Annotated in this window: 17 protein-coding genes; 3 read left to right on the forward strand and 14 right to left on the reverse strand. The window is 71.0% G+C overall.

Going from position 1 to position 15,690, the window contains the following annotated elements; genetic code table 11:
- Positions 1 to 26: 26 nt before the first annotated feature.
- The 7 genes from MRBLMI12_RS20710 to MRBLMI12_RS20740 all read right to left on the reverse strand — a co-directional run bounded on the left by MRBLMI12_RS20710 (position 27) and on the right by MRBLMI12_RS20740 (position 5,321).
- On the reverse strand, positions 27 to 1,091 hold the full coding sequence (locus MRBLMI12_RS20710; RefSeq protein WP_363358054.1) for a GNAT family N-acetyltransferase: 1,065 nt from the start codon (positions 1,089 to 1,091) through the stop codon (positions 27 to 29).
- Between the two features lie 19 nt (positions 1,092 to 1,110).
- Positions 1,111 to 2,151: a non-homologous end-joining DNA ligase gene (gene ligD / locus MRBLMI12_RS20715; protein WP_363358055.1), complete on the reverse strand. Its 1,041-nt coding sequence runs from the start codon at positions 2,149 to 2,151 to the stop codon at positions 1,111 to 1,113.
- A 33-nt stretch (positions 2,152 to 2,184) separates the two neighbouring features.
- Positions 2,185 to 2,796: a dihydrofolate reductase family protein gene (locus tag MRBLMI12_RS20720; protein ID WP_363358056.1), complete on the reverse strand. Its 612-nt coding sequence runs from the start codon at positions 2,794 to 2,796 to the stop codon at positions 2,185 to 2,187.
- A gap of 3 nt (positions 2,797 to 2,799) precedes the next feature.
- A complete protein-coding gene (locus MRBLMI12_RS20725; RefSeq protein ID WP_349426607.1) occupies positions 2,800 to 3,276 on the reverse strand; it encodes an SRPBCC family protein in 477 nt (158 codons plus the stop codon).
- A complete protein-coding gene (locus MRBLMI12_RS20730; RefSeq protein ID WP_363358057.1) occupies positions 3,273 to 3,659 on the reverse strand; it encodes an ArsR/SmtB family transcription factor in 387 nt (128 codons plus the stop codon). The genes MRBLMI12_RS20725 and MRBLMI12_RS20730 overlap by 4 nt, the downstream gene beginning before the upstream one ends.
- A gap of 106 nt (positions 3,660 to 3,765) precedes the next feature.
- Positions 3,766 to 4,851 carry an SseB family protein gene (locus tag MRBLMI12_RS20735; protein WP_363358058.1) on the reverse strand — a complete coding sequence of 362 codons (1,086 nt, stop codon included), beginning with the start codon at positions 4,849 to 4,851 and terminating at the stop codon, positions 3,766 to 3,768.
- 53 nt (positions 4,852 to 4,904) lie between these two features.
- Positions 4,905 to 5,321, reverse strand: a complete 417-nt coding sequence (locus tag MRBLMI12_RS20740; RefSeq protein WP_363358059.1) for a hypothetical protein — start codon at positions 5,319 to 5,321, stop codon at positions 4,905 to 4,907.
- 77 nt (positions 5,322 to 5,398) lie between these two features.
- Here MRBLMI12_RS20740 and MRBLMI12_RS20745 point away from each other — a divergent pair, with 77 nt between their 5' ends.
- Complete coding sequence (locus tag MRBLMI12_RS20745; protein ID WP_363358060.1) at positions 5,399 to 6,019, forward strand: MerR family transcriptional regulator; 621 nt, start codon at positions 5,399 to 5,401, stop codon at positions 6,017 to 6,019.
- 131 nt (positions 6,020 to 6,150) lie between these two features.
- Here MRBLMI12_RS20745 and MRBLMI12_RS20750 read toward each other — a convergent pair whose 3' ends face one another.
- The 4 genes from MRBLMI12_RS20750 to MRBLMI12_RS20765 form a co-directional block, all read right to left on the reverse strand.
- On the reverse strand, positions 6,151 to 8,628 hold the full coding sequence (locus MRBLMI12_RS20750) for an ATP-dependent helicase (protein WP_363358062.1): 2,478 nt from the start codon (positions 8,626 to 8,628) through the stop codon (positions 6,151 to 6,153).
- An 83-nt stretch (positions 8,629 to 8,711) separates the two neighbouring features.
- Positions 8,712 to 9,593: a CHAD domain-containing protein gene (locus MRBLMI12_RS20755; RefSeq protein ID WP_363358063.1), complete on the reverse strand. Its 882-nt coding sequence runs from the start codon at positions 9,591 to 9,593 to the stop codon at positions 8,712 to 8,714.
- A gap of 84 nt (positions 9,594 to 9,677) precedes the next feature.
- Entirely contained in the window at positions 9,678 to 10,361 is a 684-nt protein-coding gene (locus MRBLMI12_RS20760) for a response regulator transcription factor (RefSeq protein ID WP_363358064.1), read from the reverse strand.
- Positions 10,354 to 11,718, reverse strand: a complete 1,365-nt coding sequence (locus MRBLMI12_RS20765) for a PspC domain-containing protein (protein WP_363358065.1) — start codon at positions 11,716 to 11,718, stop codon at positions 10,354 to 10,356. Before MRBLMI12_RS20765 ends, MRBLMI12_RS20760 begins: the two co-directional genes overlap by 8 nt.
- A 115-nt stretch (positions 11,719 to 11,833) precedes the next feature.
- Here MRBLMI12_RS20765 and MRBLMI12_RS20770 point away from each other — a divergent pair, with 115 nt between their 5' ends.
- Both MRBLMI12_RS20770 and MRBLMI12_RS20775 read left to right on the forward strand, forming a co-directional pair.
- The gene (locus MRBLMI12_RS20770) at positions 11,834 to 13,378 is read left to right on the forward strand and encodes a PspC domain-containing protein (RefSeq protein ID WP_363358066.1); all 1,545 of its coding nucleotides are present in this window, start codon (positions 11,834 to 11,836) and stop codon (positions 13,376 to 13,378) included.
- Between the two features lie 8 nt (positions 13,379 to 13,386).
- Positions 13,387 to 13,860 (forward strand): hypothetical protein, encoded by a 474-nt coding sequence (locus MRBLMI12_RS20775; RefSeq protein ID WP_363358067.1) that lies wholly within the window; start codon positions 13,387 to 13,389, stop codon positions 13,858 to 13,860.
- A gap of 92 nt (positions 13,861 to 13,952) precedes the next feature.
- On the opposite strand, the gene MRBLMI12_RS20780 is transcribed toward MRBLMI12_RS20775, so the two are convergent.
- The 3 genes from MRBLMI12_RS20780 to MRBLMI12_RS20790 form a co-directional block, all read right to left on the reverse strand.
- On the reverse strand, positions 13,953 to 14,441 hold the full coding sequence (locus MRBLMI12_RS20780; RefSeq protein ID WP_349426596.1) for a glutathione peroxidase: 489 nt from the start codon (positions 14,439 to 14,441) through the stop codon (positions 13,953 to 13,955).
- A 19-nt stretch (positions 14,442 to 14,460) separates the two neighbouring features.
- Entirely contained in the window at positions 14,461 to 14,922 is a 462-nt protein-coding gene (locus MRBLMI12_RS20785) for a MarR family winged helix-turn-helix transcriptional regulator (RefSeq protein ID WP_363358068.1), read from the reverse strand.
- A gap of 162 nt (positions 14,923 to 15,084) precedes the next feature.
- Positions 15,085 to 15,603: a hypothetical protein gene (locus tag MRBLMI12_RS20790; RefSeq protein WP_363358069.1), complete on the reverse strand. Its 519-nt coding sequence runs from the start codon at positions 15,601 to 15,603 to the stop codon at positions 15,085 to 15,087.
- Positions 15,604 to 15,690: the final 87 nt, after the last annotated feature.

The following is a 15,690-nucleotide window of genomic DNA, read 5'->3' on the forward strand; positions in this document are numbered from 1 at the left end:
CCGACGATGGCCCGGAGGACGTCTTGTCAAAGGGTCATGCTCAGGACGATCCGGCGTGAACCGCTTGCGGCGAGGTGGTCTTCGACCCGGTGCATCCCGATCTTCTCGGCCACACGCTCGGAGGCGCGATTGTCCGGGTGGATGATGGCGACGAGTCCCCGCGCGCCGACGTGTTCGCGTGCGAAGTCGCGACACGCCGTCGCCGCCTCGGTCGCGAACCCGGTGCCTTGCCACGTCGCGGTGACGTGGTAACCCACCTCGAGCTTCCTGACTCCGTTGACCTCCTGCCACGTCAGGCCGCAGTCTCCGACGAAGTCGCCCGCGTGCGTCTCGATGATCCAGAGCCCGTAGCCGTGTTCGGCATAGTTCCGCTGGTTCCATGCGATCCACGCCGCCGCTTGTTCGCGGGTCTTCGGCGCGGGGTAGAACCGCATGACGTCGGGATCACCCAACAGACCCGACATCGCGTCGAGGTCCGCCGGCGTCATCTGACGGAAGCGGAGTCTCGCCGTAGCTCGGGGAACCACCTCAGCGACCCGCCCGGTCGGCGGCCGCCCGGTCGGCGGCGGCCCGGTCGGCGGCGCGAACTCCACCACGGGGATCTGGGCGTCACCGCCCGCCGCGTAGTCCATCGCCCCGTGCAGGTGCTGCCACGCCTCGGGGTGCGCGGCCGCGTACCGGCGCAGCACCGTCTCGGAGTCCGCACGGTCGAGCAGGCGCACCTGCGCCCGTACCCGACGGGCGCGTCCGGTGCTGAGATAGGCGACGCCGTTCGCCCGGAGGTTGCGATACCACTGGGCGTGCTCGCCGAAGCCCGAGGCCACACGGATGGCGTTCCGCTCCCGTTCGACGACCTCCACTACGACGAAGCGCGGCTCGTGCGACACGCGTCCGAGGTGCTCGATCATGACCAGGCGCTCACCCAAGATCCACCCGAGTCCCGCGCGGTACAGCGGGATCGGCATCCGCATCAGCCATCGCGTCTCGAGCAGGCGCGCCGTGACGCGGTCGACCAGACCCGCAGCGCCGGCGACCCGGCGCCCGCCCGCGCCGGCACCCTGCGGATCCCGCCGGCGAGCAGTGGGAAGCACGCGAGGATCGGTGAGGCCCTCACTCATCCTTCGGCCAGTTCTCGGGGTTGATGCGGCTCGGCTGAACGCGCGGCGGCTCACCCGGCATCTTCGGGAAGTCCGGCGGAAAGGGCAGCTCGCCCAGTCCGTCGTCGAGATCGCGCTGCCACCACTCGAGCAGCGTGTCGATGCGTCCGGGCTTCGCCAGCAGGTCCGCCCACGGGTCGCCGACCTCGGCGAGGCGCTGCGGCACGGTCCGCACCGTGAACGCGGTCGGGTCGACGCCCGCCTCGAGCTCGTCCCACGTGAGCGGCGTCGACACGGTGGCGGCGGGCAGCGCCCGCGGGCTGTAGGCGCCCGCCATAGTCCGGTCGCGGTTCGCCTGGTTGAAGTCGATGAAGATGCGCTCGCCGCGCTCTTCCTTCCACCAGTTCATCGTCACCTTGTCGGGGAGACGCCGCTCCAGCTCGCGCCCGGCGGCGATGACGGCGTGCCGCACATCGAGGAACTCCCACTCGGGCTCGATCGGGCAGAACACGTGGATGCCGCGGTTGCCGCTCGTCTTGAGGAACGCCGTGAGACCCGCTTCGGCGAGCACGTCGCGCAGTGCGGGTGCGACGGCGGCGGCATCCGCGAAATCCGTGCCCGGCTGCGGATCGAGGTCGATGCGCAGCTCGACGGGGTTGTCGGTGTTCGCCGTCAACGACGCCCAGGGGTGGAACACGATGGTGTTCATCTGGACGGCCCACACCGCCGCGGCGATCTCGGTGAGGATGATCTGCGGATGCCGGCGCCCGCTGTTGTACGTGACCGTCTGGGCTTCGACGAAGGCGGGCGCGCCCTTCGGCGGGTTCTTGGAGTAGAACCGCTCGCCGTCGACCCCCTCGGGGAAGCGCTCGAGCGACACCGGCCGGTCGCCGTTCGCTGCGAGGAAGGGGCCGCTCACGGCGATCAGGTACTCGGCCAGCTCCTGCTTGGTGATTCCCAGCTCGGGCCAGATCACGCGGCGGGGATTGGAGATCCCCACCTCGCGATCGCCGTCCGGACCGGGCACGGTGAGGGTGATGCGCTCCGACGCCATGGGTCTCACCCTAGGCGCGGGCGGCGACATCCGTCACCCTGCGGCGGGGCTCTTCTCGACGGGGAACACCAGGTGCGTGACGCGCGTGCTCGGGATGATCGTCGTGGGGTCGCCGAGCCGCACGGCCGCCGGGTCCACGTCGGCGAAGTAGCGGTGGCCGCTGCCCAGCACGACGGGCACGAGGTCGACGGCGACCTCGTCGACCAGTCCGGCACCCAGCGCCTGACCGGCGATGGTTCCGGCCGCGAGCGCGACCGTGCGGTCCCCGGCGATCTCCTGCGCCCGGGCGATCGCGGCCTCGATGCCGTCGGTCACGAAGTGGGCGTTGCCGGTGTGGGCGTGCGCCCAGTCCGTCGGTGCCGCGTGCGTCAGCACGACGAACGGCACGCCGAGCGGATGCTCCCCCTTCCAGCCGTCGGTGATGTCGAACAGCAGCCGTCCGACGACGAGACAGCCGATCTGGCCGACCCACTCCCGCCAGTAGTCGGCGCTCGTCGGGGTGAGGTGGAACGCCGCGGGTTCGCTCGCGGTGACGACCTCGACGTCTCCGGCCTCGTACCAGTCGAACAGGCGGCCGGGATCGTTGTCCTCGTGCGCGACGAAGCCGTCGAGCGACATGGAGGCGGAGCAGACGACCTTGCCCATGGCTCAGCTCTCCCCGGCCAGCAGCTCGTCGAGCTTCTCGTAGCCTTCACGCATGCCGCGCTCCATGCCCTCGGACTGCATGGCCTCGAGCGCCTCGACGCTCGAGAACACGCTGTGGTCGACGATCCGCGAGCGGCCGCCCTCGAGCGCCTCGAAGCGGATGGCGTCGATGCTGACCTCGTCGGGCCAGCCCTCGTACTCGAACGTCTGGATGATCAGCTCGTTCTCGCGGATGGTGTGGAACACCCCGCGGAAGGCGTACTCGCCGTTGCCGTCGCGCTGGACGAAGCGGTAGCCGCCGCCGGTGCGGAAGTCCCAGTGCGAGATCTCGGTGCGCTCCTCGCCCGGCCCGATCCACTGCCGGAACAGCTCCGGATCGGCGTGGGCACGGAACAGGGCCTCGACCGGCGCGTCGAATTCGCGCGTGATGTCGGCGTACGAGGTGCCGGGAACGGCTTCGATGATGAGCGGGTTGCTCATGATTCCTTCTCCTTCTTCGTATCGGTCGTGCGAGGGGTTCGTAAGGGGGGTGACGCGGGGACGGTGCTCGCGGCGGCCAGCACCGCGTCGAGCCGCCGGTAGGCGCGCTCGGCGTCGAGCCGGTAGCGGTCGATCCATGCCGTGAGCTGCTCCAGGGCGGCCGCCTCGAGATGCACGGGGCGGCGCTGCGCATCCCGAGACCTGGTGACGAGGCGCGCGTCTTCGAGCACCTTGATGTGGCGCGAGACGGCCTGCATGGTGATCGGGAACGGCTCGGCCAGCTCGCCCACCGTGGCGGGGCCCCGGCTCAGGCGTGCGATCATCGCCCGGCGCACGGGGTCTCCCAGTGCGACGAACGCCCGATCGAGCTCCTGATCGTCCATTGATCAACTCATCCCTTTATCAACGTCTATGTTGAATAGGGTACGCGCGGACGCGCGCATGTCAACCCCTGGATCGCACTAGGGACTGGTCGACAGCGCCCCGCCGTCAGTCGGTCAGGGCGAGCACCGGGGCGAGGTCATCGCGGGTGAGGCGGATCCACGGACCCGCGGGGTCCACGACGACGCCGGTGATGGCTGCGTCACCGCGCAGCGCCCGCGAGAGCTGGGCGGAGGTGATCGGCGCGGCGTTGTCGCCGCGGCCCATGACGGCGACCTCGAGTGGGTGCGAGTAGACCTCGAGGTACCGCGCGCCGTCGGCGTCGCGGCCCTCGGCGAGACCCGGCACTCCGCCTTCCGCCGTACCGACGGCGACCCACAGCGGCACGCGCGTGAGAGCCTCCGCCACCTTGCCGCCGACCTCCGGCGTGCGCTCGGCGGCGAGCAGCGTCTTGACGGTGAGCTCCGGGTCGGCCTGATCGACGGCGCGCTGCAGCAGCTCCTTCGGCAGCACGGCGCGCGACGGCGACGAGGCGGGGTCGATGATGATCCCGTCGTACGAGCTCGCGAAGACGTGCCGCAGCACCGTCAGCACCGGCTGACCCATGGCCGACGTGTCGGTGTCGCCATCGGCCTTGAGGCTCGCCTGCAGCGCGGCGCCGCTCGAGAACACGAGCGCGAAGGTGCGCTCGCCCGAGTTCGCGACCGCGAGCGGCAGCCCCTTGCCCTCGGCGAGAAGCGAGCGCGCGTCTCCCTTGACCCGGAGGAAGACGTGCCCCTGCAGCAGCTGCCGCGCGACATCCAGCAGCGCCTGCGAGGCCGGCGCATCGCCGACGCGTCCCAGAGCGGCGCGCAGCAGGACGTTGTCGCGAAGACCGGGCACGGTCTCGGTCTGCTCCGGCGCGGTCCGCATCCACTCGCGGGTGCCGAGCCGCGGACGCGGGCCGGACGACATCGGCTGGTCGCTCTCGGCCAGCTCCTCGGGTGCAGCGGGCTGCGGGGCAGCGGGGCTCGCGCCGAGACCGCCGAACGCTGAGACCGAGATCGACACGTTCGCCGCGGCATCCGTGTCCGCGTCCGCTGCGGGCGTGCTCACATTGGCGCCGTCGACGGCCGCCGCATCAGCGGGCGACGGCTCGGGCGAGGGCGTCGACTGCTCGGCGGGCTTCTTCGGACGGCGCGAGAACAAGGCCATTGTGCGAGCCTAACCCGCCGCCGCGAGACCAGTGCCCGGTTCCCAGGGCAGGCTCAGCCCAGCGCGGAGACCCCCGCGACGATCACGCCGATGCCGACCGCGAGAAGGGATGCCGCGAGCACGACGACTCCCGCCCACAGGAGTGCGATCGCACGCCCCGGTCGCTGCGGGTCCTGCCCCAGGACCGACAGGAAGAACCCGCCCGGGATCAGGATCGCGCTGGCCAGCACCCCGACCGACGCCCACTGCCAGGCGAGCGCCGCACCTGCGGCCGAGGTGAGCAGCAGGCTCACCAGCCCGAGCAGCACGAGCACGCCGGCGTGGGCGTGACCGGCGCGGAAGAACGTCTTCTGCAGACCGTTGAACGGCAGACCGCGTGAGGCGATCCGGAGCAGGAAGGTGCCGCCCGACATGATGCCGATGACGGTGAGGATCGTCGCGCCGGCGACGATCGTGAGAATCGGGTCCATCGTGACCTCCGTTGGATAGTTATGCTCTCCAGTATTGGATAGCTATAGTATCCAGCACAAGACCCAGGAGGGCCGCGATGAAGATCTCTGAGCTGTCGGAACGAAGCGGGGTCCCCGTCGCGACCGTGAAGTTCTACATCCGCGAAGGCATGCTGCCTCGCGGGGAGAGCGTGTCGGCGACGCGCGCCGAGTACGGCGAGGAGCACCTCGCCCGCCTGCGACTCATCGCGGCGCTCGCCGATGTGCGCGGCCTGCCCCTGGTGCGGGTGCGCGAAGTGCTCGACCTGGTCGACTCCCCGCTCGACGACCCGATGGAGACCCTCGGACGCGCGGTCGGCGCGCTCCCGCCCTACGTCGACGGCGGCCGGGACGACTACCCGCGCGCCCGGGAGGCGATCGCGGCCCTCGGTCTCACCTACGACCCGGACTTCACCGCGGTGGCCCAGCTCGACGAGGCGCTGCGCGCGCTGGATGCGGCGGGGCTGGATGCCTCTCCCGCCGTCCTCGGCCGCTACGGCGGCGCGATGCGCCAGGTCGCCGCCGAAGAGGTCGCGCCGCTGGCGGGCATGTCACCCGCCGACGCCGTGAGCTACGCCGTGCTGGGCACCGCGATGTACGAGCCGGTCATGCTCGCGCTGCGCCGCCTCGCCCACCACCACCTGCTCGCGGAACGAACCGCGCACGACCCGGTTCGGTGAGCGAGTGAAGCGCGTCGCGACGCGTCGAGCCACTCGTGTGCGCCGGGTGCGCGCGTTTCGTCTCGCTCGTTCCTCGCTCGCTCAACGACCGAGAGAGAAGTACCGGTCGGTGAGCGAGCGAAGCGAGACGGTCAGAGCTTCGAGATCGGTGCGATCTTGATCAGCAGCTTCTTCGGCCCCGCCGAGTCGAAGCGCACATGCGCCACGCGCTTCGCGCCCTCGCCGGTGACGGCATCCACTCGGCCCTCGCCGAAGTCGTCGTGACGGATGCGGTCGCCCGGCGCCAGCTCGAGATCGCCGTTGTCGCGCACCTTGGACTGGATCTTGTTCGCGAAGCGCTCGAGGTTGCCGGTCGGCTCGCGGCGCGCGAGCGGCACGAGGTCGTCGCCGTACCGCTTGCCGGAGCCGGAACCGGACCCGCCGAAGCCGCCGCGGCGCGCGTTGAGCGCGCGCGACTGCGTGCCGCCGCGGGAGTTGACATCGCCCGGCGACTGACGCCAGTGCAGCAGCTCGAGCGGGATCTCCTGCAGGAAGCGGCTGGGCATCGCGACCGTGACCTCGCCGAACTGCGCGCGGGTCATCGCGAGCGAGAGGTAGAGGCGCTGACGGGCGCGGGTGATGCCGACGTAGAAGAGGCGCCGTTCCTCCTGCGGCCCACCCGGCTCCCCCGCCGAGATGCGGTGCGGGATGAGGTCCTCCTCGACGCCGGTGACGAACACCGCGTCGTACTCGAGGCCCTTGGCGGTGTGCAGGGTCATCAGCGACACCGAGCCCGACGCGTCTTCGAGGTCGTCGGCATCCGACACCAGCGCCACCTCGGTGAGGAAGTCGAGGAGCGTGCCCTCAGGGTTGTTGCGCGCGAACTCGCGCGCCACGGCGACCATCTCGTCGAGGTTCTCGATGCGGGCCTCGTCCTGCGCGTCCTTACTGGCACGCAGCGCGTCGTAGTAGCCGCTCTTGTTCAGGAGCAGCTGCAGACCGTCGGCGACGGCGGTCGGCGGCGCGAGCTCGCCCGATGCGGGCAGCATGATCTCGGTCGCCTCGGCCAGGACCGCGTCGAGGTGCGCGATCGCCGCCTGGATCTTGGGTCCGACCCCGAGCGCGGACGAGTTCGCCAGCGCGTCACGGAACGTGATCTGCTGATCGACGGCATAACGCGAGATGGTCTCGATGGTCACATCGCCGATGCCGCGTCGCGGCCGGTTGATGATGCGGCGCATCGCCATCTCGTCGGCGGGATTCGCGACCGCCACGAGGTACGCGAGCGCGTCCTTGATCTCGGCGCGCTCGTAGAACTTCGTGCCGCCCATGATCTTGTACGGCAGGGCGGAGCGGATGAAGATCTCCTCCAGCGCACGGGACTGCGAGTTGGTGCGGTAGAACACCGCCATCTGCGAGTAGTCCACGCCTGCCCGCCGCAGCGCCTCGATCTCGTCGGCGACGAACTGCGCCTCGTCGTGCTGCGAGTAGCCGGTGAAGCCGATGATCTTCTCGCCCTCGCCGACGTCGGTCCACAGGCGCTTGTCCTTGCGGTCGAAGTTGTGGCTGATCACCGCGTTCGCGGCCGAGAGGATGTTCTGGGTCGAGCGGTAGTTCTGCTCGAGCAGCACGACCTTGGCGCCCGGGTAGTCCTTCTCGAACTCGCTGATGTTGCGGATGTCGGCGCCGCGGAACGCGTAGATCGACTGGTCGGAGTCGCCGACGACGGTGAGCGACGCGCCATCCTCGGCAGCCGGCTCGGCCTCGAAGATCATCATCCCGCCGGAGCCGGCGAGCGGTGCGGCATCCGATCCGGGCGGGCGGGTCAGCTCGTGGATCAGCGCGTACTGCGCGTGGTTGGTGTCTTGATACTCGTCGACGAGCACGTGCCGGAACCGCCGGCGATACACGTCCGCCACCTGCGGAAAGGCGCGGAACAGGAACACCGTCTGCGCGATGAGGTCGTCGAAGTCGAACGCATTCGCCCGCTGCAGCTCGCGCTGGTAGGCGGCGAACAGCTCGACGAAGACCCGCTCGGCAGGATCGCTCATGTTCGCGGTGCGGGCGTAGGACTCGGCATCCGCCAGCTCGTTCTTCAGCTTCGAGATCTTCGACTGCGTGGCCGCGGGAGTGAGCCCGAACGCGTCGGCCTCGTGCTCTTTGACGAGCCGCTTGATCAGCGCACGGGAGTCGCCCGAGTCGTAGATCGTGAACGACTTCGTGAACCCGAACTGCTCGGCCTCACGGCGCAGGATGCGCACGCATGCCGAGTGGAACGTCGAGATCCACATGCCGCGCGCCGAATCGCCGACCAGGTGCTCGACACGCTCGCGCATCTCGCCGGCGGCCTTGTTCGTGAAGGTGATCGCGAGGATCTGGCTGGGCCACGCCTCGCGGTTGCGCAGCAGCGAGGCGATGCGCCGCGTGAGCACGCTGGTCTTGCCCGAGCCGGCACCGGCCACGATGAGCAGCGCCTGCCCCCGGTAGGTGACGGCTTCGCGCTGCTGCGGGTTGAGTCCGTCGAGCAGGTCTTCGTCGGAGCGGGCGCCGACGCGCGGCGCAGCGCCTCCGTCGAGAACGATCGGACGAATGGTCCCCGCAACGGGCGCGGTGGGAGTGGCATCGGTCATGTCCCACCAATTCTAGGTCGCCCGGCCGACACCGGTCGGGCCCACTGCCGACCTCGCGGTCGCGGACGCCGCCGCGTCGTTCCTCACGACAGACGGGATGCCGCGGCCTTCAGCAGCCGCATCGCGTGCGGGACCTCGCCGAGGCGTTCCCCCGCCTCGTCCCGGGCCACCTGGGCGATCCTGTCGTACGCGTGCGACAGCTCCCCCGCGCGCCCGGCGAGGGCGGCCTCATGATCCACCCGCTGCGCGAGCAGCGTGGCGTCCCGGTGCGCGCCGAGCGCATCGTGGATGGTGTCGCCGGCCTCGACGAGTGCGTCCATCTCCTTCGTGAGCACGCCGGGAGCGGCGTCCCTTGCGGATTCCGCCACATACCGCAGGCGTCGCGCGGCCTTGCGAAGGGCGTGGTAGCTCGCATCCGTGCCGTCGAGGCGGGACTCGGCCTTCTCCACACGACGTGCCTGTCTTGCGACCGCCGCAGCGAGCACCTCGGCAGCATCGCGATCGGGGTCGACGAGATTCGCCGCATCGACGAACTCGCGCAGCAGTCGCCGACGTTCCTCGGCGCGCGGTGAGCCTGCCAGCTCCACCAGCCGCTGTTGAGCCACCGAGTATGCCTCCTGCTCGGTGCCGACGAGCCGCCGTTGCACGTCCGGATCGTCGATCCCCGCCCGCTCCAGCATCTCGCCCGCGACTTCGGCGCGCACCTCGATGTCGCGCACGACGCCGAGCTCACGCCCCCACTCCGCGTATGCCACCCGCACGCGCTCGGCAGCGCGGGCGTCGAGCGCGTCGCGGAAGCCTCCGAGCACACTGCGCAGGCGCCGTACCCGCACCCGATGCTGATGCACACCGTCGGGCTCGTCGGCGAGCGCGGCCGGCAGGGTCGCCTCGACCTCGTCCGCGGCGCGGCGCACGATCTCGCCGAGCACCTCGCCGAGCGTCGGGCTCCTCCGCGACCTCTGCACGTCCCGAGCCTAGGGATGCCGCACACCTCGCGCGATCCCTTCGTCGACGACGGCCGCGGACGCCCGGAACTCGGCGGCAAGGGCTCAGAGCAGACGTCTCTCCGATGCCCACGCCGTCAGCTCGTACCGCGACGACAGCTGCAGCTTGCGCAGCACCGCCGACACGTGCGATTCGACCGTCTTCATCGAGATGAACAGCTCGGCCGCGACCTCTTTGTAGGCGTACCCGCGGGCTATCAGCCGCATGACCTCCTGCTCGCGCGCCGACAGGCGATCGAGCTCGTCACTGGTCGCGGCAGTCTCGCCGACGGCGGCGCCGAAGGCGTCGAGCACGAAGCCCGCGAGGCGCGGGGAGAAGACCGCGTCACCTTCGGCGATCGCGTGGACGGCGCGGCTGACCTCCGCCCCCGACGACCCCTTCGTGATGTAGCCGCGGGCGCCGGCGCGGATCACCCGCACCACGTCCTCCGCGGCATCCGACACGCTCAGCGCCAGGAAGCGCGTCGTCGGCACCGCCGGGCCGGCCGCACGGATCACGGCTTCGCCGCCCGCCGCGTCGGGTCCGGATGCCGTCGTGCCCTGGCCCGACGGCAGGTGCACGTCCAGCAGCACGACGTCGGGCCGCGTCGCCTCGATCACCGTCACGGCGGATGCGGCATCCCCCGCCTCCCCGACGACCTCGATCGAGCCGTCGAGGTCGGCGCGCAGGCCCGACCGGAAGATGGAATGGTCGTCCACGATCACGACTCGCACCGGCGCCTCAGCCATGTACGCCCTCCGTTCCCGCCGCGCCGCCGCCCGCCGCATAGGCCGGCGGAGCAGTCACGAACCGCAGGTGCACCTCGGTGCCTCCCCCCACTCCGCGGCGCACGGTCGCGGATCCGCCGGCGCGCCGCATCCGGCCGAGGATGGATTGACGGACACCGAGCCGGTCGTCCGGCACGTCGGCCAGGTCGAAGCCGGGGCCGCGGTCCCGGACGTACACGTCCACGGCGTTCTCGTTGCCCTCGATGTAGACCGACACGTCTCCACCGGCGTGGCGGGCGGCGTTGAGGATCGCCTCGCGGGATGCCGCCGCGACTTCGCCGCTCGCACGCTCGGCCGGCAGTCCCGCCGAGACGACGTCGATCCGCACGGGATAGTCGAGCTCGAGCGCGGCGGCGTAGTCGCGCAGATCGGTGGCGAGGTCGCTGTCGGCGGGAGCGTCGCCGTCGTAGAGCCACGCGCGCAGTTCGCGCTCCTGCGCGCGGGCGAGGCGGGCGACCTCGCTCGAGGCGCCCGCGCGGTTCTGGATGAGGGCGAGTGTCTGCAGCACCGAGTCGTGCAGGTGAGCGGCCATCTCGGCGCGCTGCTCCTCGCGGATGCGGCGCACCCGCTCGCCTGACAGCTCGCGCCATTTGTCCACGAGCATCGAGGAGTACACGAGCACGATCCCCACGAGGGGCATCAGTGCGTAGACGAAGCCTGCCACGCCGACCTGCTGGAGCGTCGAGAGCTGCGCGAGCATCAGCACGATCAGCACCACCGTCACCGCGGCGCGGACGACGTTCTCGTGCCGGGGACCGCGTGCCGGGTCGCGCCGATCGACCAGCGTCGCCCAAGAGCCTGCCGCGACCGCCAGCACCGTCGCGACGAAGACGCCGCCGATCCACCCGGGGAGCGACGCCTCGACGACGCCGTTCCCGGCGAACACGGCGATGGCCGCGACGGTCGCCAGCGTGGCGACGATGGACGCGGCCGTCAGGATCCACGCAACCGGCGCACGGCGCGTCGGCACCTGGGGGCCGTGGTCGTGGTCCTCGAGCGCGGGATCCCGCGGCGCGGGTGCACCGGGGCGATCCTCCTCGACAGCACCGCGCGAGCGCGCGTCGGCGCTGCCGCCGGCCCTGGGCACGACGTCGTCCCACGGCATGAAGAGCCACAGCCACGCATAGAGCAGCACGCCGGCGCCCGATACGAGCGCGAGCGCCAGGAAGGCGGTGCGCACCACCCAGACGGGCCAGCCGAGGTGCCGGGCAAGTCCGGCGGAGACGCCCGAGACCACGCAATCCCGGGGACGCCGGAGAGCGGGGCGCTCGAACGCCGCGTGCACCGCGGGGGCGGCGACAGTCGCGTTCGAGGGCATGCCGCCATCCAATCATCGCCCGCCGCCCCCGACCACACCCGGGGCACCAGGATCAGGGAAGGGTCAGGGGATCACCCCATAGCGGGCACCGTCACGTCGCCGCCAGGGTGGAGGCATGACCGACACCACCTCCGCTCCCCCTGCCGATCCGGGACCACCGCCGACCGCACCTCCCGGCGTGCAGACGGGCTCCGACCGGTTCTTCGCGTGGGTGCGAGGCCTCGGAATCGTGCGCGGAGACGCATGGCTGGGCGGTGTGTGCGGCGGCCTCGCGGCCCGTCTGCGGATCGACCCCCTCATCGTGCGAGGCATCTTCGTCGTCGTGGCGCTCCTCGGGTTCCCGGCGCTGCTGGTCTACGCGATCGCCTGGGCGCTGCTGCCCGACACGGAGGGCCGCATCCACCTCCGCGAGCTGTTCCACGGCCGCTACGACCCGGCCATGACCGGCATCTTCATCCTCACCGCCGTCGGCTTCATCCCGGTGGTGCCGTGGCTGCGGAACCTGCTGCTGTGGCCCGTGTGGGCGGCGTTCGGGGGCGGGTATCCCTCATCGATCTGGGACGTCGGAACGCCCCTCGGCGGCTTCGGCGTCATCATCGCGCTCGCGCTCATCGGGCTCGCCGCCTACTTCATCGTCCGGTCGGCCCGCGCCGATCGCTCCCCGTGGGCGGGTGCGCAGACGGCTTCCGCGCAGCCCGCCCCGACCGTCGCGTCTCATTCGGGTGACGACGCGACCTCTCCCCTCGCGGCAGCCGCTGCGGGCGTCGTGGACTCGGCCGGTCGGGCGCCGGCCGAGTCCACGACGGGATCCGCAGGCACCGACGACGCCGAGGTCGCCGATTGGCGCGCCCGGCAGGAGGCGTGGCGCACGGAGCACCACACGTGGCAGCGCAGCCAGCAGGACGCGGCCCGCGCGGCCCGCGAGCAGGCGCGCCGCGAACGGGAGAGCGCGGGAACGGCGTTCGCCCGCGAAGCGGAGGAGCGTCGCCGCATCCGCCAGGCCACGCGACCGCGCACGAGCTTCGTCTTCGTGCTCACCGCCCTCGGGGCCGCGCTCGTCGCCGGTGCCCTCGCCGTCCTCGCCGCCGCCGCCACTCCTTTCGCCGGAGCCATCGGCGTATTCACCGCGGCCTTGGTCACGGCCCTCGCCATGGTCGTCGCAGGTCTTGTCCGCCGCCGCAGCGGCTTCCTGACCGCCGTGACCATCGTGCTGCTGGTGATCGGCGCGTCGGTGGCGGCGGCATCCGGTCCCGACCGTCTGGCGGTCGGCAGCGTGAATCTCGGCACGGCGACCTACGACCAGGCGGTGGTCCAGCCGTTCGGCAGCACGACGCTCTCGGTCTCTCCGCTGTCGCGCAGCGCAGACGTCCGCGCCGGCGACGTGGTCGTGACCAAGGGCTACGGGTACACCTACATCGAGGTGTACCCCGGCACGGCGCTCGAGCTCGACGCCACCCTCGGCACCGGCGCGCTGGAGTACAGCCGCCTGCCGGCAGGCGACGGCGGCGACATCGAGTCCGGCACGGTCGAGCCCGGCCGCGACGGGAGCCTCAGCTGGAGTGTCCGCAGCGAAGACTCCACCACCGACGCCGTCACGACCCAGCACATCACGCTCGACCAGCGCAGCGGCTCGGTCGAGGTCACCGTCTACGAGAAATGAGCCCCGCCATGAGCACTCCTGAGATTCCGGATGCCGTACCCGGCGCCGACACCTCCGCCCCGGTCGCCGACCTCGTCCCGCCCGCGCCGGAGGCGCCGGCTGCGGCCCCGACCGTGCTCCCGCCCGCGTTCACGGGCAGCAGCCTGCCGCCCGCGTGGGAGCCTGCGACGGCGGCATCCGACCCGCCTGAGGCCGCGGCATCCGTCGTCCTCTCCCGTCCGCGCGTCCGGTGGGCGGGCATCGTGTGGGGCCTCGTCCTCGCCGCGATCGCCGCCGGCGCGGTGTGGTTCCTCACCGACCCTGCCCGTCAGGCCGCTCTCGCGTCGTGGATGGTGTCACTCAGCCCCGCGACCGCGATCGCCGTCGCCGTGCTCGTGCTGGGCGTGTTCGCCCTCATCACGGGTGTCGTGGGCATCGCGCGCCGGGCGCAGCGCGGCATCGAACAGCGGCGTACCGCCGCATCGGCTGCCGGCCTGCTCTGACCCCTTCGACAGGTCAACCGCGCTTCCACAGGAGAATGGATCGGTCCAACCTCCTGTAGAAGGCCGGTTGACCTGTCGGAGCGCCGGGGAGGTTACTCCCCCGGCAGCCAGGCCTCGATCGCGTCGACGACCTCGGGAGCGTCGGGCTTCGTCTGCGGCGCGAACCGCTTCACCTCACCGGACGGGCTGACCAGGAACTTCTCGAAGTTCCACGTGATGCGGCCCTTCTTGCCGTCGACGTCGGGCGTTGCGGTCAGCTCCTGGTAGAGCGGGTGGGCGTTGCGGCCGTTGACCCGCACCTTCTCGGCCATCGGGAAGGTGACTCCCCACGTCGTCGAGCAGTACTCCGCGACGGCCTCTTCGGTCGAGAGCTCCTGCAGGAACTGATTGCTCGGAAAGCCGATCACCGTGAACCCGCGGTCGGCATACTCCTTCTGCAGCGCCTCGAGCTGCTCGTACTGCGGCGACAGTCCGCACCGCGACGCGACGTTCACGACGAGGGCGAGTCGCCCATCGGTGAGCTCGCCGAAGGTGGTGCTCTCACCGTGGATCGTGGTGACGGGGATCTCTTCGAGGGTCATGCGTTTCCTTCCTTGCCGTTCATGAGGCGATGGATGCCGCGCGCGCGTCGTAGCCGCGCATCGAGGTGCGCAGCGACCGCAGCGTGCCGATGACGGATTCGGCAGCTGCGGGCGTGACCTGCATGGCCTCTGCGACGCAGCGCTCGATGTGGCCCAGCTCGCCCCGCACGGCGAGCGCGTGCGCGGTCGCGGTGATCCGCACCGAGCGGCGGTCGGTGGAACGGTGCTCGCGCTGGAGGTAGCCCATGCGCTCGAGCCGGCCGACGATGCCCGAGACGCTGCTCGCGTCGAGGCAGAGCGCCTCGGCGAGCTCGCCCGGCGACACCTCGTCGCGCTCCCATACGACCGCGAGCACCATGAGCTGCTGGTACGTCAGGCCCCACGGCTCCAGCAGGTCGCGGTAGAGCTGCAGGGTCGCCTGCATCGACGTGTACAGCGCGAAGCACACCGACGATTCGAGCGGGGTGGCAGTCGTCGTCATGGCGAAAGCTTTGCATACAAACTATTGGCATACAAGGTACTCGTCTCGACGAGTCGCGCTGCATGCAGGGCCCCGCAGAAACGCGTTCGCGCCGTGCACCCGAAGGCACACGGCGCGAACGCGGTGGATCCGGCGCCGCCGCGGGCGGTCAGCGCCGTGGGATCACTCGGCGACCAGGCTGCTGCAGCCCTCGTCACCCGAGCCGACGCAGAGCACGAGGGTCTCGGCGTCGACGAGCGCCTGGGGCACCTGGAAGCTCCACACGAACGTGTAGGACTTCTCCGGCGTCATCGGCACGTCGACCGAACGCTGCGACACGGCGTCGGCCGAGAAGGACTCGTCCTCGGTCGAGCGCAGAACGGGCGCGACGTCGACGTCCGAGAGACCCTCGTCGGTGACCCACTGGGCGACGTTGACGGTCACCCACTGGTTGCCGGCTTCCGGCTCGTCCAGGACGGCGGCAGCGTTCTCGTCCGGGACGATGCTGCTCCAGACCTCGAGCTCGTTGCCGTCCGCGCCGACGCGCTCGTTGGCGGCCGCCGGCTCGGTGACCGACGACTCGACGACCGACGACGCGGCCGACGTGGGCGTGGCCTCGGGCTCGGCGGTCGACGCGCAACCGGCGAGGAGCAGGCCGGAAACGGCGGCGATGGACAGGAGTGCTGTGCTTCGTGAGCGCATGACGAATACCTCTTCGAATCGTTTCGGGGGATCCTTCAAAAATACTCCTCCGAAACGGGTGCTCGAGACCGGCCGGCGGCGCACCCC

Source organism: Microbacterium sp. LMI12-1-1.1 (assembly GCF_040676455.1).
GTDB lineage: Bacteria > Actinomycetota > Actinomycetes > Actinomycetales > Microbacteriaceae > Microbacterium.